An 18263-nucleotide genomic window follows, 5' to 3' on the forward strand; every position below is an offset into this window, starting at 1 on the left:
GGTCCGGGGGAAGAATGGCGACGCTGACGAAGGGACTCGCATGCAGGAGCTCCGACTCGTCGCGGTGAGTGAGGACGGCACCTATCTCGTGCTGGCTACTGCCGGGCGAGGTACGCGCTTCACGCTTCCCGTGGACGACCGGCTCCGTGCTGCCGTCCGCGGCAACTTCTCCCGTCTCGGCCAGTACGAGATCGAAGTGGAGAGTCCGTTGCGCCCCAAGGAGATCCAGGCTCGCATCCGCGCCGGAGAGACGGCGGAGGAGATAGCCGCGACCGCCGGGATCCCGGTCGAGCGTGTCCGCTGGTTCGAGGGTCCGGTGCTGCAGGAGCGGGAGTACGTCGCCCAGCAGGCGCAACGCGTGGCCGTCCGCATGCCAGGGGAGGTGGCGCCCGGGCCCACCCTGGGCGACCTCGTCGCCGAGCGGCTGACCAGGCGGGGCGTGCCCACCGACGAGATCGACTGGGACTCCGCCAAGCGCGACGACGGGCTGTGGCGCGTCAAGCTCGGCTACGTGTGGAACGGTCACACGCGCCACGCCGAATGGCTGTTCGACCCGCGCAAGCGGCACGTGACGCCCCACGACGACGAGGCCATGCGGCTGTCGTCGGCCGACTTCGACCCGGATCCCGTCGTGGTGGAGGACACGACGGTGACGCCGTTCACGCCGCGGGTGGCCAAGCTGCAGCCGGTGCCGCCGCTCGCCTCCGACCCGCTGCCGTTCCCGTCGGTGGTGCGCCGCGAGCCGGAGGAGCCGGCGGTCGGCTACAGCCCGCCTCCCAGGCCGTCGGAGACGTCGTACGGCCGCGCTCCGGAGGCGGCGCCCCCGTTCGAGCGCGGCGCGCCTCCACGTGAGCCTGACGCCGCCAGAGAGGCGTCCTACGACACGCCCGACCCCGGCGAGCCCTACCGCCCGGAGCCTCCCGCCCGCGAGGCCGGCTACGCCCGCCCCGGCGACGCCTCGTCGCGCCGCGGCGGGTCTTCGCCGTGGCTGCCCGACCTCGGCTCCGGCCGCCCTGCCGGGCGCGACGCCGACTCCTCCATCTACGCCCCCGCCGCCACGCCCGCGGACTCCCGCACCTCTCCGCCGCCCGCCGTCGAGGAGCCGCCCGCCCAGGAGCGCCCCGCGGCCGGTCGCGACCAGACCTATGCCCCGCAGGCCCCGGCACCGTCCCAGACGGCCGCCGTCGCCCCGCCCCCCACCCAGCCCCGCCCCACCGCCGAGCCCCACCACCAGCCCACCACCCGAGACCCCCTCACCACCCCGGACCAGCCGACCTACCAGGACCGGCCCACCACCGCACATCAGCCCGCCTCCCAGGACGGGCCCACGGCCGCGGACCAGCCCGCGACCCAGGACCGATCCACCGCCGCGCACCAGCCTTCGGTCCAGGACCGGCCCGCCGCCGCGCACCAGCCCGCCTCCGGGGAACAGCTCACCGCTCCGGCCCGGCCCGTCTCCCAGGACCCGCCGGCCTCTCAGGACCGGCCCGCGGCTCAGGACCGGCCCGTGGTCCAGGACCGGCCCGCCGCTGAGGACCAGCGCGTCGGCCAGGCCCAGGCGAGCGCCGGCGTGGAGTCGCCCGCGCAGCCCGAGGCCGCGACGCCCGCTGCGGTGGAGCCGCCGGCCGCGCCGGAGCCGTCCACGGAGCCCGCGCACTCCCCTGCCCGCAACGAAGCGACCAGCCAGCCGAGCACGGCCCCGGACCCGATCGCGGCCTCCGAGCCGACCGCAGCGCCTGAGCCAACCGCGAACTCCAAGCCGACCGCGGTCCCTGGGCCGGCCGTGGTCCGGGAGGCGTCGGCGGCCGCCCAGCCCGCGGCGTCAGCCGACGCCGTGACGCCCGTGGAGGCTGCGGCAACCACCGAGCCAGCCGTTTCCGACCCCGTGACATCCGCAGAGCCGGCGACAGTCGCCGAGCCTGTGGCCGCGTCGGAGCCGAAGACAGTCACCGAGCCGGCGGCATCTGAGGCACCGGCGGCGTCCGCCCAGCCGACCTCGGTCACCGAGCCCGCGGCTACCTCGCAGGCGACGGCAGCCACCCAGCCCACAGCCTCCGAGCCGACGGAAGTCACCGAGCCCGTGGCATCCTCGGAGCCGACCGCAGCCGCCGGGGCCGTGGCCGCCTCGGAGTCGGTGGCATCTGCGGCGCCGGTGTCATCCCCGGAGCCGACCACGGTCGCCGAGTCGGCACCGGCCGCCGAGCCGGTCGCATCCTCGGCCACCGAGCCGGTCGCGACGTCGGCCACCGACGCCGAGCCCACTCCCGAGCCCACTCCCGAGCCCACTCCTGAGCCCGCTACCGCGCCGGTTCCCGAGGCCGTCTCCGCGCCTGCCGCCACGCCTGGCGACGCGTCCACCGACGCGCCCACCGACGGGGACGCCACGCCGACCACCCCGAAGGACGCCCAGGCCGCCGACGCCGTGAAGGCCGAGGCGTCCAAGGCAGCGGACGTCGCGCCCACCGCCGAGCCGGCGGCCACCACGCCCGAGGAGAAGGCGGCCCAGCCCGTACCGGACGCCGAGCCTCAGCCCGAGGACGCCCCTGAGGTCGCCGCACCAGCGGCCGCGACCAGCGCCACGACGGAGCCTGGCGCCTCCACACCGGAGGCCGCGAGCACCGCCGCACCGGAGCCCGAGCCCGCAGCCCAGTCCGCTGAGCCGGAGCCCCAGAGCGCGGCCGAGCCTGAGCAGCCCGCTCAGGAGGCCAAGCCGCCGGCACCCGCCCCCAAGCCCAAGCCCACGGAGCCCAAGACCGCCCCGGCGGTCCCGGCGGCGCGGTCCGGCAAGGAGCAGCCCAAGGAGGAGCCGCCCGTGCCGGTGCCGTCTCCCCCGCCCGCCCCGGCGGCCCGCCAGGCGCGCAAGGGTTCGCGGGGCCGCCGCGCCTCCGTCCCGACCTGGGACGAGATCATGTTCGGCGCCCGCCGCCAGGACTGACCCGCCTCAGGCACAGAGACCCACCTCGGCGGCGCACCGCCAGACCACGACGCCCACAGCCACACCGTCCACCGACTCCACAAAGGCCGAGCACCGCGGCGAGAGGACGGGAGCTCCCTTCCTCTCGCCGAGGGAAAGGGGCCGCTGCCTCAGCAACGGGACCGCCCGATTCACCGCCGGGGGAAGAGGGATCGCTTTCTCGGCACGGGACCTCCCGATCCACCGCCGAGGGGATACCTCGGCTCGGCCGCCCGGGTAAGGGGACCGGTGCCTCGGCTAGGCCGCTCGGGGAAAGGAGACCGGCGCATGGCCGGTAGCTCCCATTAGGTGGCGGGGGGTGTGTTGTGGGAGTCGAGGAAGGGCGCGAGCCACTCCGGCGTCACCTCGGCGGGAAAGGCCGCCCCCTGGGCCACCGACACGTCGATCGCCGAGTAACCCCCCTTGCCGGCTCCCACACCGGCGATCAGCGTGAGCACTCCGGCCCGCCGCTGGAACCACGTCTGCCGCAGCCGCCACCCCACCACGGCCCGGCGTTCGATCACGGCGTGGGAGCGCCGCAGCGACCCCGACCGCACCGCCACGCGAACCCCGTCGTAGCCGTGCCCCAGTGACCGGTACCGGTCGAGCCCCAGCGGAATCCCGACCCCGGCCAGCAGCGATGCCGGCACCAGCAGGACCCACCAAACGATCGCCCCGGTCGCCCAGAGCCCCACGGCGCTCGCCACCGCCACCACGGCCCAGGGGAAGACGGCACGGAACAGGCGGCGGTTGCGCGCGACGGGCGGGTGGCGGCGGAGTTCGGCCTGGGAGGGGCCGATGGCCTCGGCGGTCACCTGGTACGCCACGGCCCGGGGCACGTCGGGCAGCAGTTGCCCGCGGGTCTCGGAGTCGCCCAGCCCCGTGACGATGGCCCAGGCCCGTACGACCCCGGCCCAGCGTTCGGCGAGCCCGTCGACGATCTCGTAGCCGCGCACCCGGGCGGACTCCAGCGACACGCTGCGCCGGTTGATCAGCCCCCGTTCGGCGACCAGGTAGCCGTCGCGGTGCTTGAGCTTGAAGTCCCAGTTGAAGACCGCGTACATCAGCCCGCCCACGAACGGCATCGCCGCCACGAGCAGCACCGCCACGGCCACCAGCAGGTAAGGATGGTCCCAGACCCACTCCCAGGCGCTCCAGGCGGTGTCCTGGTCGAGGCCCAGTTCGTCGCCCCACTGGAACACCAGGCCCACGGCGCCGCCCGCGAGGGCGAAGGGGGTGAGCAGGTACGCGCCCGACAGCGGCCCGTACAGCAGCCACTTCCGCGGCACCCCGACGATCACTCGCTCCTGAGGGAGCGCCGCCTCGGGCACCTGCGCCTCGGGCCGGGGCGCGCGCCGCAGCAGCAGCAGCACCGACTTGAGGCGTTCGGCCTCCTCCGGCGTGATCCCGTCGAGCTCGGCCTCCTCGTCGTCACCGCTGGCCCCGGTGTCGATCTTGAGCACGGTCAGGCCGAGCAGGCGGTGCAGGGGCGGCGTGGACACGTCGACGCCGCGGATCCGTTCAAGCGGGATGGTACGGACGGAACGGCTGATCAGGGACCGCTTGGTCTCCAGCCGGTCGCCGATGATCTCGTACGTGAAGGTGGCCCACCTGATGATCGCGAACACCACGGTGCCGGCCACGCCCAGGGCCGCCCAGACGTACGAGTGAGCCGAGAACCCGCCCACGAACAGCACGCCGACGAGGGGCAGGAGGAGGGAGGGCAGCATGCGTACGGGGTCGATGAGCAGCACCTTGGGGCTCAACCGCAGCGGCACCCGGGCCGGCGGACCCGGCGGGCCGGTCCACGGCTCGGGCCCCTGCCCGCTCCCATCGCCGCCGGCCGAGGGCGGCGCGCCCGGCGCGGCCCAGGTCGGAGCAGCGGCCCGGGGATACGGCTCGCCTTGGAGCGGAGGACGCCACTCGCTCCGAGGGGGAGGACCCGGCTGCGGGGGCGGGTCGCCATGCGGGGGCGGGTCGCCATGCGGATGGCGGGGGTCGGTCATGTCGCGTCGTCCCTGAGCGCTTCGGCGCGGTGCGCCAGCTGCTCGGCGAGTCCGGCCGCCACCGCGTAGTCAAGACCCTTGATCGTCGAGGACCCGGCGTGGGAGGCGGTACGGATCTCGAGCGTGGCCAGCCCCAGCAGCCGCTCCATCCACCCTTGCCCCTTGTCGACCGTCTGGATGCGGCTTACAGGGACGAACACCCACTCCCTGGTCAAGAACCCCGACCGGGCGTAGACGACGTCCCCAGAGAGCTCCCAGCGGTGCACGGCGTACCGCACGAACGGCTCGGCCACCAGGAACGGCGCCGTCACCAGCACGACCGCGGCCGGCAGCAGCCAGGAGTTGTCCGCGAACCAGCCGGGCACCCACGACCAGCCGCTCCCGCCGACCCACCGCGCCACCAGAAGCGAGCCGCCGAGGAAGAACACGAACGCGACCAGCGACTCGAGCAGCCACAGGCGGACGGCCTTCGGCGAGACGCGGTTCGCCGGATCGCGCAGCGGGCCAGTTGACGTCACAAGGCCAGCTTAGGGCGCGCGGACGCAAGGCGATCAGTCCGCGAGCCGGTAAAGATCGACCGAGATTCCCGGCGTGTCGGCCGACGCGCCCCTCCGCCCCGGTGCCATGCTCGGTGGCGGCCGGCCGCAGGCTGTCGAGCCAGGCCACGTCGGCGGCGCCACGTACGTGCCAGCCAGGCCCGGCCAGCGCATGACCGCACCACCGCGCGAGCGCCTCACGCAACGTGGCAGCCGCCGTCCACCCCGCACGAACCACCACCGGACGTGGCCCCCGCGCCGCCAGAGCACCGGGCCAGAGCCACCCAAATCACCGCGAGTTCCTACATCTATGGACCGATCCGACGCACCTGGTTTTTTGCGACATCGCCGTGACCGAAAACGGTGTCCGTTTTGCCGGATCCTGGGGTACGAGCCCGCCCGCGTCCCGCCGGATCGAACCGGCAGGCCAGGCAGGGTCCCGGGGCGCGACCCGATCCGCTCCCCCAACAGACACGCAGGCCACTCCTGTGGCCAACCTCACTCCAAGGATCCCGCGATTCTGACCCGTTTCGGATCCTTTACCGAGCACCGACCATCGAGAAACGGTCTGCGCACCGCCGAGAGCCGCGTAGCATCGTCCGGCATGGGGCTGTGTAACGCGGCAACACGTATGCGGCGCATCGCCGTCAGTGTGACGGCGGTGACTGCGGCGTTCGCGTTGGCCGGTTGCGGCAGCTTCATCGGCAGATCTCAGGCCAAGGACATCGCGGAGATCAACGTCTCGAGCCCGGAGTTGCGGGAGGGCAAACCGCTCCCCGCCGAATACTCCTGCAGGGGTGGCGAGGGCAGTCCTCCGCTGCGCTGGTCGAGCCAGCCATTGTCCGAGGCGAAGTCGATCGCGATCGTGGTCGACTCCCACACATCGTCCGACTCGGCGGTCAACTGGGTGCTCTACAACATCCCGGCGACCACCACCGAGCTGGGGCCCAACGCCGCGGCCGACCCTCCTGAGGGGTCCGGCCAGGCGAAGGTCACCGGCGGCAAGGAGGGCTACGAGCCTCCTTGCGACCCGGGCAGCTATCGCTTCACCGTCTACACGTTGAACGGCAAGGTCGACGTCCAGAAGGGTGCCGAGCTCCCCGACATCCTGAAGAAGATCGCGGACAAGACCATCGCCCGGGGTCGGCTCACAGCGGTCGACATCCAGTGAGATAGCGAACACAGCAGGTAGTCCGGTGTACCAATTCTTCACGTAGGGTGTGACAACGCTCATAGTGGTCCGACACAATCAGATCCAATCGTTAGGCACTGGTGATCAAAAGGGGCAGGTCGCGTCGATGGCCGCGCGATCTCACCAGCGCCGAAGGGAGGCCATGGCTTTGAGGGTGGTGCAATGATCGCGGTCGTAGTGAGCTTGGTCGCTGTCGTGCTCCTCGTGCTCGTCGTCGTGGCACTGGGCATGCGTTCAATGAGCCGCCGGGAGAGCTCTCTCCCTCCGGAACGGCTGAAGGAGATGGCCGAGAAGGAGGAGAGGACCCAGACGCGGTCCACTGACGAGTTCGCCTCGCATGAGCCTCGCATGGCCAATTTCAGCCCGGATTTCAGCCCCATCGGCGAGCGCGAGCCCAAACCGGTGCGCACCGGTCAGCGTGGCAGGCGCGGCGTCGACGAGTGGGGCAACCCGAGCACGGATGACGACGACGAGGAGTTCTGGGCCAACATCCGCAGCGACGCGGAAGAGGGTGGCTTCGGCGCGGGTGGCACCGTGGCGGCCAGGAAGGGCGCCTCCCGTCCGGTCGAGCGCGAGAAGCCCGCCGAGCACCCCGCGACCCCCAAGCGTCAGGAGCGCACCGCGAAGCCGCGGCCCGCCGCCGCCTCGGCCGCCGTCGACCCCGACGCGACCACCGTCCAGGCCCCCCTGCCGCAGCGCCAGCCGGCCTCCGCCGCGGCCAACCTCGCCGATCTGGTGGAGCCCGCCAAGCGCCCCGCTCCGTCCCAGCCGGAGCTGGCCGACCAGCGTACGGTGACGTTCGCGGCCCCCACGGCCGACGTGATGAGCATCCTGGGCGCGGGCGCCCAGCCGGTCCCCTCCCCCCGCCCCGACTCCCTGTCGTCCAACAACTCGCCCAGGAGCGGCGCCGGCTCCTTCCCGGCGGCCCCCGCCGCCAACGGCACCTTCCCGGCCGGCCCCGTAAGCCGGCCCGGCGGGAGTGGCGCCTACCCGGTCAACCCCGCCTCGAGCGGCTCCTTCCCCGCCCAGCCCGCCCCCATCCACGGGGCGCCCACGAGCGACCCGTTCCCGGCCTACAACAACGCGGCCGAGACCACCTGGACCAACCCGCCCGCGACGCCCTCCTCGTCCGGCTCCTGGCCCGCGCAGCCCGACATCCTCGACGACCCCTCCCCCGCCGCCGGTTACGGCTCGGGGACCTCCTGGCCAGCGTTCGAGCAGCCCGCCGCGCGCTCGTCCTATCCCGCCTCGTACGAGGTGCGCTCCGGTTGGGCCGTGGCCGACGACACCGACCCGCTCACCGGCCCCTCCCCCGCCTCCGGCACCCCGACCGTGCCCGGCAGGGCGGTCTCGGCCTACGATGACGTGCTGTCGTCGACCCCGGTGCCCCCGACGCCGCAGGGTGCCCCGTTCGCGTACGAGACGGGCGACATCACCACCGCCCCGGCCGCAGCCTGGCCGGAGCCGCCGTCGAGCGCGACCGCGTGGCCGACGTACGGCTCCCAGAACGGCAACGGCGGCGGCAACCACCGTCGCGGGTCCGACCAGGAACACCCGCACGACTACTACCGGTGAACGCACGCGCCCATTAATGGGTAAAACCAGCGTGACACACCCTTAAAGCAGGGTCGACGGAGCAATAGGGTTTGCTCCATGATCCCCGACACGAAGAGTAGCTGGCTGAGCACCCTCCGGCATGATGTGCCAGCCTCGCTCGTGGTTTTCCTCGTCGCGGTGCCCCTGTCCCTGGGCATCGCGATGGCCTCCGGCGCGCCGCTGGCCGCCGGTCTGATCGCCGCCGTGGTCGGCGGGATCGTGGCGGGCGCGCTGGGCGGGTCCGCCGTACAGGTCAGCGGGCCCGCCGCCGGGTTGTCGCTGGTGGTCGTGGACCTCGTGCAGACGTACGGATGGCGCGCCACCTGCATGATCACCCTGCTGGCGGGCGCCGTGCAGCTCCTGCTGGGCGTGTTCAAGGCGGCCAGGGCGGCACTCGCGGTGTCGCCGGCGGTCATCCACGGCATGCTGGCGGCCGTCGGCGTGATCATCGCCCTCGCCCAGCTCCACGTGGTGCTGGGCGGCAGCTCGCAGCGTTCGGCCGTGGCCAACCTGATCGAGCTGCCCGGCCAGATCGCGAACCTGCACGGGCACAAGGTCGCCGTCGGGCTGCTCACGATCACGGTGCTGGCGCTGTGGACGCGCCTGCCCAAGCGGGTCAAGGTCGTGCCCGCGCCGCTGGTGGCGCTGCTCGTGGCGGCGGTGACGGCGTGGGTGTTCGACTGGGACGTCACGCGCGTGGACCTGTCCCACAGCCTCACCCAGTGGGCCTTCCCCGTCCTGCCGCACGGCGACTGGCACCTGATCGTGGGCGCGGTGCTGCTGGTGGCGCTGCTGGCCGGGTGCGAGTCGCTGCTGTGCTGCGTGGCGGTGGACGGGATGCACGGCGGCCGCCGCGCCGACCTCGACCAGGAGCTGACCGGCCAGGGCGTCGCGAACATGGTCACCGGCGCCCTCGGCGGCCTGCCGGTGGCGGGGGTGATCGTGCGCAGCACCGCCAACGTGCAGGCGGGCGCGCGTACGCGCTGGTCGGCGATCCTGCACGGGGCGTGGGTGCTGGTGTTCGCGATCGGGTTCGGCTGGACGATCAAGCTGATCCCGCTGGAGGCGCTGGCGGCGTTGCTGGTGTTCATCGGCGTGCAGATGGTGAACCTCGGTCACATCCGGAAGGTGCACGGCCACGGCGAGGTGCCCGTCTACGTCGTGACGATGCTCACCGTGATCGTGCTCGGGCTCGCCGAGGGCGTCGTGATGGGGCTGATCCTGGCCGCGCTGCTCGCGCTGCGCCGCCTGACCTGGGTCACGGTCCTGAAGCGCGACGGCGGCGACGGGCGGCTGCACGTGACGGTCTCCGGTTCGCTGACGTTCCTGGGCGTGCCCAGGCTCACGCACGAGCTGCGGACGATCCCCCCGGTCACCGCCGTGGACCTCGACCTGAACATCGACTTCATGGACAACGCCGCCTTCGAGGCCATCCACTCCTGGCGGCTGGACCACGAGCGCATGGGCGGCACGGTCGACATCGACGAGCTGCACGACGAGTGGTACGCGCTGGCGGCCAGCGGCGCGCGCATGTTCCCCGTGAAGTCGCCGCCCAAGGTGCCGGATCGCTGGTGGCTGCCGTGGTCGCACCGCCGTCGTCCGGTCCGTCCGTCGGCTCCCGACTCCGCCGAGGCGGAGTGCCTGCTGACGGCGGGGGCGCGCGAGTTCCATCGGCGTACGGCGCCGCTGGTCCGGCCCATCTTCACCGAGCTGGCCCGCAAGCAGCAGCCGTCGCACCTGTTCATCACGTGCGCCGATTCCCGGATCGTGCCCAGCCTCATCACCGCGAGCGGCCCGGGAGACCTGTTCACGGTGCGCAACATCGGCAATCTGGTGCCGCGCCGGGGCTCGGAACCGCACGACGACTCGGTGGTGGCGGCGATCGAGTACGCCACGCAGGTCCTCGGCGTACACACGATCACGGTGTGCGGGCACTCCGGGTGCGGCGCCATGGCGGGGGTGCTGAGCGGCGGGGTGCAGGCAGGCAGCCTGCCGGGGCTGAGGAAGTGGCTGCGGCACGGAAACCACAGCCTGGCCAGGTTCATCGAGACCGAGGGCGACCGGCTGCACAGCGGCGCTCTGGACGTGCTGTGCCGGGTCAACGTGCAGCAGCAGCTGGAGAACCTGCGCACGTACCGGAAGGTCGACGAGCAGGTGCGCGCCGGGAAGCTGGAGCTGGTGGGGCTGTACTTCGACATCGGCTCGGCCAGGGTGCACATGGTGCCGCCGCTGCGCCCCAACGCCGAGCGGACGATGAGCGTGTGAACCGTTCTGAGTAATCCTGCGCAGACGCGGCGCCCGGGGCGGATTAGTGTCGCGGGGCCGGCGAGGTTCTCCACATGCCCATGGCGCTCCTCGCGACGCCGGTCCTGACTCCCAGGGGCCGGAGGGGCGGAGGTGTCGATGCCTCCGCCCCTCTCTCGAGTAACGCAATGACCGAATGGGTACGCAACCTCACACAGAGTGATGATTCGCCCGAAACAGGGGGAATGGGTGGGGACGGCACTTCGGACGGCAGCAGTGGCCGCGGCGACGGGAATGCTCGCGGTCGCATGCGGCAGCACGCAGAGCACGACGATGACAGTGATCGGGCCGCCGGTCGGCCTTGAGCCGTTCTATCAGCAGAAACTGTCGTGGTCGGGCTGCAGGGACGGCTTCCAGTGCGCCACGTTGAAGGTGCCACGGGACTACGCCCGTCCCGAGGGCCACCAGTTGAAGATCTCCGTCATCCGGCTGCCCGCGAGAGACAGATCCCGGCGCGTCGGCTCACTGGTGACCAACCCCGGAGGACCCGGCGCATCCGGCGTCTCCTTCCTCCGCACCTCCAGCCAGGCGTTCGGTGCGGCGCTACGAGATCGCTTCGACCTCGTCGGGTTCGACCCCCGCGGCGTGGGAAAGAGCGAGCCGGTGCGCTGCTTCGGCTCCCGGCAGGCCGAGCAGCGCCTCTTCGCCGACCCGCCCGCCACCCGCTCCCAGATCGACACCCAGGTCATGTTCTGGCGGGCGTTCGTGGCGGCCTGCCGGGCCAGGTCCGGCGCCAACCTGCCGTACGTCGGAACGGTCAACGCCGCCCGCGACATGGACGTGCTGCGGGCCGCGCTCGGCGACCAGCGACTGACCTACCTCGGATTCTCCTACGGCACGTACCTGGGCGCCTTCTACGCCGACCAGTTCCCACGGAACGTGCGGGCCCTGGTCCTGGACGGCGCGTCCGATCCGAAGCTGACGGGCGAGGAATTCCTCCTCGGCCACGCCCAAGGCTTCGAGACCGCGCTGCGAGCCTTCGCCGCCTACTGCGTCAAGATCGCCGGGTGTCCCCTGGGCGCCGGGAGCGTGGACAAGGCGGTCGGCAAGATCTCCGACCTGCAGGAACGGGCCGCCCGCAAACCCCTGAGGAACCGGGCAGGCGACCACAGCCCGGTGGACGACGACGTGGTGACGCAGGGGATCTACATGGCCCTCTACAGCCGGAACACCTGGCCCGCGCTGCGGCAGGCCCTGACCCAGGCGATCGACGACGGCGACGGCACCGGCCTGTACAAGCTCGGTGACGAGCAGGAGGCAGACGACTCGACCGGGGCGCTGAAGGCCGTCAACTGCGTGGACAAGCCGTTTCCCGCCGATCTCGCGGCCGTCGAGAACCTGGCGGACCGGGCCGAGAAGGTCGCGCCGCACTTCGGCTCGTTCATCGTATGGCCGTGGCTGCCGTGCGCCTACTGGCCGGTCAAGCCCACCCGGCAGCCCAGGGCCGTGACCGCGGCCGGCGCCCCTCCGATCCTCGTGATCGGCACCACCCGCGATCCTGCGACCCCGTACAAGTGGGCTCAGAGCCTGGCGAACCAGCTCACGTCCGGCGTCCTGCTCACCTACGACGGCGACGGACACACCGCCTACCTGGCCAACACAGAGCAGTGCATCCGCCGGCCGGTCGAGGAGTATCTGATCAACGCTCGGCCCCCGCAGCGCGGCATCACCTGCAAGCAGCAGCCGCTGGACCCGGACAGCAAGGGCTCACCAGGCTGAGCCCTTTCACCTTGGCTAACACCGGAGAAACAGCTGCGTCGCAATGCTGCCTGCCATGGCTTCGCGTTCTTTGCCGTTTTTGTCCCCCACGTAGGCCGCCGTGCCGTCCCAGCCCGGGACGCGACCGCTCCGGCGAGCCCTGCCGGCGTCCGTCCTCCTGTCATCCCTGCTCACCTCATGCGGCCCCGCCCCCGTGCCTGCCCCGCTCGTCCCCCGCGCGGTCGCCGCGACCTCACCGTCGCCGCCTGCGCGCCGTCCGTACGGCAAGGCGCTGACCCGTTCCTTGGACCGCTACCTGGACGCCCTCCCGGGTCAGCTCTCGGTGTCGGTACGCGAGCTGTCCACCGGCCTGTCCTACACCTACAACCACCGCCTCAGAACGGCCACCGCCAGCATCGTCAAGGTCGACCTCGTGGTCGCGCTGCTGCTCAAGGCCCAGCGCCGGCACCGTGGCCTCACCGGCTCGGAGCGGCGTTCGGCGGCCCGGGCCATCAAGGTCAGCGACAACGCCGCCGCGTCCACGCTGTGGTCCGCGATCGGCGGCGCGCCGGGGCTGGCCGCCGCCCACAGGAGACTCGGCCTGCGTGACACGGCCCCCGGCCCTGGAGGGGCGTGGGGAGCGACCACGACCAGCGCCGCCGACCAGGTCCGCCTCCTGACCGCGCTCACCTCCCCCAAGAGCCCTCTTTCCGCCGAGAACCGCCGGTATGTGCTCGGCTTGATGAGTGACGTGACGCCGGAGCAGTCGTGGGGCGTGAGCGCGGCCGGACGCCGGCACGTGGCCCTCAAGAACGGCTGGCTGCCACGACCGCGCGACGGGGGCCGGTGGACGGTCAACAGCATCGGCCGGGTACGCGACCGCCACGGGCACACGTACCTGATCGCCGTCATCTCCCACCGGCACCGGACGATGGGGGCCGGGGTGAAGGCGGTCGAGCACGTGGCCGAACTCGTCGCCGAGGCCCTCTCCAAGACCGCGGGCCGCAGCTGACGAGGCCCCGGCCCACCTCGACCGACGAGGGCCCGGCCCACCCCGGCTGACGAGGCCTGGGCCCATCTCGGCCGACGGCGACTCACCTCACCGGCGAACTGTGGTCCGGGCCGCCGGAGGGCTGGGGTCGAGGCCGGTCAGGGCGGAGGTGGCGGCCCACAGGCGTGCCGCGAGTTCGGTGTCGGCCAGGTGGCCGCGTACGGGTTCGAGAATGGGCAGGCCCCGGATCCCGAAGACCCGGGGTCCCCATAGCTGGCCGCCCTGTACGGACGGGTCGAGGACGGCCCGGACGGCGGGCCAGGCGGCGGCTTCCTTGCCCTGGAGGAGGAGGCCCGCGGGCAGGCCGCGCAGCCGTTCGCCGGTGGTGGGGAGGTGGACCGGCGGACGGGCGGGCGTGAGGGAGTCGAGCGCGCCGCCGGGATGGGTGACCACGCTCAGCGTCGTGCTGCCGGCGGCGCGCAGGCGGCGGTCGAGTTCGAAGCCGAAGAGCATCTGGGCGAGCTTGGATCGCGCGTAGGCGCGTTTGGGCCGGTAGTCGCGCGTGCTCTGCAGATCGTCGAGGTCCAGGCTCCCGGACTTGGCGGTGAAACTGCCGGTGGTGACGACGCGGCTCGCGGGCGTGGCCGTGAGCAGGGGCAGCAGCCAGTGGACCAGCGCGAAGTGCCCCAGATGGTTGGTGGCGAACATCAGCTCGTCGCCGTCCCCGGTGACCTGCCGTTGTGGCTGGTCGAGCAGCACTCCGGCGTTGCAGACGACCGCGTCCAGCCTCTCCGGACGCAGGGCGTACACGGAGGTTTCGATCGAGGAGAGGTCGGCCAGGTTCAGGCGGATGTGCCGCACGTCGGCGCCGGGGACGCGGGCGCGGATCGAGGCCTGCGCGGCTTCGGCCTTGGCGGTGTCGCGGCTGCCGAGGATGACGGTGGCGCCGGTGCCGGCGAGTTGTTCGGCGACGAAGTATCCGATGCCCGCGTTGCCGCCGGTGACGAGGAAGTGCTTGCCTTCGGCGCGCGGCAGGCGTCGTACGTCCCAGGGGATGCCCATGTCCGGCTCCTTGTCTCGGTGATTCTGGATTGGCTCTGAAACTATAGTCATTCTGAATTCATAGGCGCTCCAGGTTTCGCTACGATGAAGGCATGGAGATGGGGCGCCGGGAGCGCAAGAAGGCACAGACCCGCCGGGCGTTGTCGGACGCCGCGTTGCGGCTGTTCTCCGAGCACGGGTACGACGGCGTCACCGTCGCGCAGATCGCCGACGAGGCCGACGTCTCCATCGCCACGCTGTTCGCGCACGTGCCGGACGGCAAGGAAGCGCTGATCTTCGACGACGGCGCGGAACGGCACGTCCGGCTGGCCGCCGCGGTCCGCGACCGGCCCGCCGGGCAGTCCGTGCTGGAAGCCCTGCGCCGCTGCCTGGCGGGCCGTGGGCCCTTCACCGACGATCTCCCGCCCGAACTGCGGGCCAAACGCGACCTGATCGTCAGCACACCCGCGCTGCGGGAGTACTCACGCAAGCTCTGGATAGCCGGCGAGGGCCCCCTGGCCGAGGCGATCGCCGCAGAGAGCGGCCGCGACCCCTCCGACATGACCGTTCGCGCGCTCGCCCGCTATGTCCTGGAGATCCCTGAGCTCGCGGGTGCGGAGCCCAACCCCTTGGCCGCGATGAACGCCATCTTCGACCTGCTCGAATCCGGCTGGCCGGAGTCGCACGAGAACGCCTGACCGGCTCGCTCGGCCCTGGGCGAGCTCCGGGCACCGCCCTCACAGCACGGCGTACCACCCCCGGGAAGAGGCCACCGCCAGGAAGAAGCCCCCCGAGAGGAAGCCACCCCTGGGAGGAGGCCTGACCGGCTCGCTCGGCTCTGGAAGCGGGCTCCCGGCGGCGATGCCGCTCTCGGCGCCGCGCCTGCAGCACGGCGCATCCACCCGGCGCCGGCCGCCCGGCTGACCCGGCTCCGGCCGGGCCGTCGTCACCGCTCAGCCCGGCCGCGTGTGCTCGCCCGTTATCTGCCGCCGCTCGGCGTGCGGTTCCCCATTGGGCACAGACGAAACTCAACCCACAGTCGTACAAGTGATCCAGAAAATCGGACCCAGGGTGCATTGGAGCAGGTCCAGGGCTCGCGATAACGTCCATCGCATGACGCTTTCCCTCCACCGGCGCGCAGTCGTGGCCGACACACACAACGACCTGCTCATGGCCGTGTCCGCACGGCCGCCTCAGCAGTGGGCCTCGTTCTTCCGGGAGAGATGGCTGCCCCAGCTCGTCGAGGGCGGGGTCGATCTGCAGGTCCTGCCGGTCTTCATCGACGACCAATATCGGCCGGAGGGCGCGCTGAGGCAGACGTTGCGCATGATCGAGTGTGCGCACGTGCTGGCCGAGGGAAATCCCGACCACGTCCGGATATGCCTCAGCGCGGCCGACATCGACCGCACGCTCGACGAGGGCAAGATCGCTCTGGTGATCGCGCTGGAGAGCATGCCGGGCCTCGACGCCGACGTCGAGCTGATCTCGACCGTCCACCGCCTTGGCGTGCGAGTGGCGTCCATCGCCCACTTCGGGCGCACGCCGCTGGCCGACGGCAGCGGTGAGGACGCCACGGGCAGCGGCCTGACCTCCCACGGCATCGCGGCGCTGGCGGAGATGGAGCGGCTCGGCATCGTCTTCGACGTCTCCCACCTGGGCGCCTCCGGCGTGGCGCACGTCCTGGAGCTGGCCACCAGACCGGTCTTGGCCACCCACTCCTCCGCCAGGGCGCTGCGCGACCACCACCGCAACCTCACCGACGACCAGCTCCGCGCGGTGGCCGCCACGGGTGGCGTGATCTGCGTCAACTTCTTCGCCCCCTTCCTCGCCGAGCGCGAGGAGGACATGACCCTCGACCGCCTGCTCGACCACATCGAGCACATCGTGTCCGTCGCCGGGATCGACCATGTGGGGCTCGGCCCCGACTTCATCCGCGAGGTCATGGACGACCTGACGCCGCCGTGCTGCGAGGGCCTCAACCCGAGGGGTGTCAACCCGAAGTCGGCCATCCCGGGATTGGAGGGTCCCGCGGGCCTGCCCATGGTCACCGAGGGTCTGCTGGCCCGCGGCCTCCCGGAGAAGGACGTCATGCAGATCATCGGCGGCAACGTGCACCGCTTCCTGGGCGGGCAACTGGCTTGATCGGCGGCATGCGCACGTGGGTGGGTTCACGGCAGTGCATCGTCTTCGGGCAGACGGCTGTGGCGGTCAACGGCGGCATGCACCGCTTCCCGGCCAGATGGCTCGGCCGGTTGACGCTGGTGTGCACCGCCTTCGGTGAATAGCTGGGTCGGTTGACGCCGGCGTGCGCCGCCTTCCGGTAAATAGCTGGGTCGATTGGCGGCAGCGTGCGGCGGTTTCCGGGTAAGTAGCAGGTGGAGTGGGTGGCGGCCGGTGCCGTCTCCTGGGTGAGCGATTGATGGCGTTGGCGGCAAGGTGCGCTGGTTCCTGGGCGGGGAGCTGGTTCGGTCGGCGGCAGCGACGACGCTGCTTGGGCGAGTAATCGGTGGAGTAGGCGGCGGCGTACGCCGTCTCTTGGATGAGCGATCAACGGCGTTGGCGGCAGCGTGCGCTGGTTCCTGTGCGGGAGCCGGTTCGGTCGGCGGCAGCATGCACCGCTTTCTGAGGATCTGAGTGAGCGGGTGGTGGGTCGCCGGCATGTGCATCACCCCCTTCATCAACCCCTCCTCGAACGGCGGTCGGGCCGGTGCGAGGGGACGGCTGCGGAGAGGAAACGGTATGAAGCGCGAGCTCTACGGAGGGATGGCATGATCGAGGATCTCGAAGAGCTGGTGTTGTGCGAGTCCTTCACCCACGACCTGGAGGCCATCGCCCGCAGCGCGAAAGTCGTGGCGGCGATGGGAGCCCGCCATCTGGGCGCGCAGCCCGAGTTCCTCGTGATCGACGGCGTCACGCACCTGCGCTGGACGTTCGGCACCCCCAAGGTGTTCCTGCTGTGTCACCACGACACGGTCTGGCCGATCGGCACCCTCGCCACCCACCCTTGGTCCGTGGTGGACGGCGTGGCACGGGGGCCCGGCGTGTTCGACATGAAGGCGGGGCTGGTGCAGACGTTCCACGCGCTCGCCGGGCTCGACTCACTCGACGGCATCACGCTGCTGATCAACGGCGACGAGGAGTGCGGCTCGCGTACCTCGGCCGAGCTGATCAAGGAGACCGCGCGCGGGCTGGCCGCCGCGTTCGTCATGGAGGCGAGCGCCGACGGCGGCGCGCTGAAGACCTCCCGCAAGGGCACCGCCCTCTACACCGTCAACGTCCGCGGCCGGGCCGCGCACGCCGGGCTCGAGCCCGAGAAAGGGTTGAACGCCGCGATCGAGCTGGCTCACCAGATCCTGGCCATCGCCGCCATCGGCGCCGGGGCCACCACCGTCACGCCGACGGTCCTGTCAGGCGGTACGGCGCGCAACACCGTCCCTGCTGCGGCCTCGGTCGCGGTGGACGTGCGAGTGGCTGAGATGTCGGAGCAGGATCGGGTCGACGCGGCCTTCCACGCGCTCCGGCCGGTCCTGCCCGGCACCCGCCTGGAGATACTCGGCGGCCCCAACCGGCCGCCGCTCGAGAGCGCGATGTCGGCCTCGCTGTACGCGTTGGCGCAGGAACTGGCGGCGGACCTGGGAGTGGGGCCGCTGACCTCGGCCTCGGTGGGCGGCGCCTCGGACGGCAACTTCACGGCGGGAGTCGGCTGCCCGACCCTCGACGGGCTGGGCGCGGTGGGCGGCGGGGCGCACGCGGACGACGAGCACGTCATCGTCGCCGAGATGCCCCGGCGCACCGCCCTCCTCCGCGCCCTGATCGAGGCCGTTCGTCGTGGGGCGTGAGCGGAGATCCTCACCGCGCGAGTGTGCATCGGGGCGTGTGGCAGGGCGTGTGGGCATCGGCACGTGTGGGCAGGGGCGTGCGGGCATGTGTGGGCGGGGACGTGCGA

General features: G+C 72.0%; 13 protein-coding genes. 10 read left to right on the forward strand and 3 right to left on the reverse strand.

The genetic code is table 11. The features are described from left to right. The first annotated feature begins 40 nt into the window (after positions 1-40). Complete coding sequence (gene sepH, locus ACFKCF_RS03205) at positions 41-2935, forward strand: septation protein SepH (RefSeq protein ID WP_394490391.1); 2895 nt, start codon at positions 41-43, stop codon at positions 2933-2935. A 323-nt stretch (positions 2936-3258) separates the two neighbouring features. Here sepH and ACFKCF_RS03210 read toward each other — a convergent pair whose 3' ends face one another. Both ACFKCF_RS03210 and ACFKCF_RS03215 read right to left on the reverse strand, forming a co-directional pair. Next, complete coding sequence (locus ACFKCF_RS03210) at positions 3259-4731, reverse strand: PH domain-containing protein (RefSeq protein ID WP_394490393.1); 1473 nt, start codon at positions 4729-4731, stop codon at positions 3259-3261. 224 nt (positions 4732-4955) lie between these two features. After that, a complete protein-coding gene (locus tag ACFKCF_RS03215; protein WP_394490395.1) occupies positions 4956-5477 on the reverse strand; it encodes a PH domain-containing protein in 522 nt (173 codons plus the stop codon). A gap of 679 nt (positions 5478-6156) precedes the next feature. Here ACFKCF_RS03215 and ACFKCF_RS03220 point away from each other — a divergent pair. The 5 genes from ACFKCF_RS03220 to ACFKCF_RS03240 all read left to right on the forward strand — a co-directional run bounded on the left by ACFKCF_RS03220 (position 6157) and on the right by ACFKCF_RS03240 (position 13297). Continuing rightward, positions 6157-6666 carry a YbhB/YbcL family Raf kinase inhibitor-like protein gene (locus ACFKCF_RS03220; protein WP_394490397.1) on the forward strand — a complete coding sequence of 170 codons (510 nt, stop codon included), beginning with the start codon at positions 6157-6159 and terminating at the stop codon, positions 6664-6666. Positions 6667-6849: 183 nt separating this feature from the next. Beyond that, complete coding sequence (locus ACFKCF_RS03225) at positions 6850-8262, forward strand: hypothetical protein (RefSeq protein ID WP_394490399.1); 1413 nt, start codon at positions 6850-6852, stop codon at positions 8260-8262. 78 nt (positions 8263-8340) lie between these two features. Next, on the forward strand, positions 8341-10548 hold the full coding sequence (locus tag ACFKCF_RS03230) for a SulP family inorganic anion transporter (RefSeq protein ID WP_394490401.1): 2208 nt from the start codon (positions 8341-8343) through the stop codon (positions 10546-10548). Between the two features lie 228 nt (positions 10549-10776). After that, a complete protein-coding gene (locus ACFKCF_RS03235; protein WP_394490403.1) occupies positions 10777-12306 on the forward strand; it encodes an alpha/beta hydrolase in 1530 nt (509 codons plus the stop codon). A gap of 193 nt (positions 12307-12499) precedes the next feature. Beyond that, positions 12500-13297, forward strand: coding sequence for a serine hydrolase (locus tag ACFKCF_RS03240; protein ID WP_394490405.1), 798 nt, complete (start codon positions 12500-12502; stop codon positions 13295-13297). Between the two features lie 87 nt (positions 13298-13384). Here the strand turns inward: ACFKCF_RS03240 and ACFKCF_RS03245 are convergent, their stop codons facing one another. Further along, the gene (locus tag ACFKCF_RS03245) at positions 13385-14338 is read right to left on the reverse strand and encodes an SDR family NAD(P)-dependent oxidoreductase (RefSeq protein WP_394490407.1); all 954 of its coding nucleotides are present in this window, start codon (positions 14336-14338) and stop codon (positions 13385-13387) included. A gap of 92 nt (positions 14339-14430) precedes the next feature. On the opposite strand from ACFKCF_RS03245, the gene ACFKCF_RS03250 reads away from it, so the two are divergent. The 4 genes from ACFKCF_RS03250 (at position 14431) to ACFKCF_RS03265 (ending at position 18156) form a co-directional block, all read left to right on the forward strand. Then, on the forward strand, positions 14431-15015 hold the full coding sequence (locus ACFKCF_RS03250; RefSeq protein WP_394490409.1) for a TetR/AcrR family transcriptional regulator: 585 nt from the start codon (positions 14431-14433) through the stop codon (positions 15013-15015). Between the two features lie 415 nt (positions 15016-15430). Further along, positions 15431-16459 (forward strand): dipeptidase, encoded by a 1029-nt coding sequence (locus ACFKCF_RS03255; RefSeq protein WP_394490411.1) that lies wholly within the window; start codon positions 15431-15433, stop codon positions 16457-16459. A gap of 8 nt (positions 16460-16467) precedes the next feature. Then, a complete protein-coding gene (locus ACFKCF_RS03260) occupies positions 16468-16602 on the forward strand; it encodes a hypothetical protein (protein WP_394490413.1) in 135 nt (44 codons plus the stop codon). A gap of 483 nt (positions 16603-17085) precedes the next feature. Continuing rightward, a complete protein-coding gene (locus ACFKCF_RS03265) occupies positions 17086-18156 on the forward strand; it encodes a M20 family metallopeptidase (RefSeq protein WP_394490415.1) in 1071 nt (356 codons plus the stop codon). The last annotated feature ends 107 nt before the right edge of the window (positions 18157-18263 follow it).

This window comes from Nonomuraea sp. JJY05 (genome assembly GCF_043496855.1).
Taxonomy (GTDB): domain Bacteria; phylum Actinomycetota; class Actinomycetes; order Streptosporangiales; family Streptosporangiaceae; genus Nonomuraea.

Excerpts from the sequence above, each read along its gene's own strand:
- sepH (WP_394490391.1), top strand. The coding sequence starts at position 41 with ATGCAGGAGCTCCGACTCGTCGCGGTGAGTGAGGACGGCACCTATCTC.
- ACFKCF_RS03225 (WP_394490399.1), top strand. The coding sequence starts at position 6,850 with ATGATCGCGGTCGTAGTGAGCTTGGTCGCTGTCGTGCTCCTCGTGCTC.
- ACFKCF_RS03230 (WP_394490401.1), top strand. The coding sequence starts at position 8,341 with ATGATCCCCGACACGAAGAGTAGCTGGCTGAGCACCCTCCGGCATGAT.
- ACFKCF_RS03245 (WP_394490407.1), bottom strand. The coding sequence starts at position 14,338 with ATGGGCATCCCCTGGGACGTACGACGCCTGCCGCGCGCCGAAGGCAAG.
- ACFKCF_RS03250 (WP_394490409.1), top strand. The coding sequence starts at position 14,431 with ATGGAGATGGGGCGCCGGGAGCGCAAGAAGGCACAGACCCGCCGGGCG.
- ACFKCF_RS03255 (WP_394490411.1), top strand. The coding sequence starts at position 15,431 with ATGACGCTTTCCCTCCACCGGCGCGCAGTCGTGGCCGACACACACAAC.
- ACFKCF_RS03260 (WP_394490413.1), top strand. The coding sequence starts at position 16,468 with ATGCGCACGTGGGTGGGTTCACGGCAGTGCATCGTCTTCGGGCAGACG.
- ACFKCF_RS03265 (WP_394490415.1), top strand. The coding sequence starts at position 17,086 with ATGATCGAGGATCTCGAAGAGCTGGTGTTGTGCGAGTCCTTCACCCAC.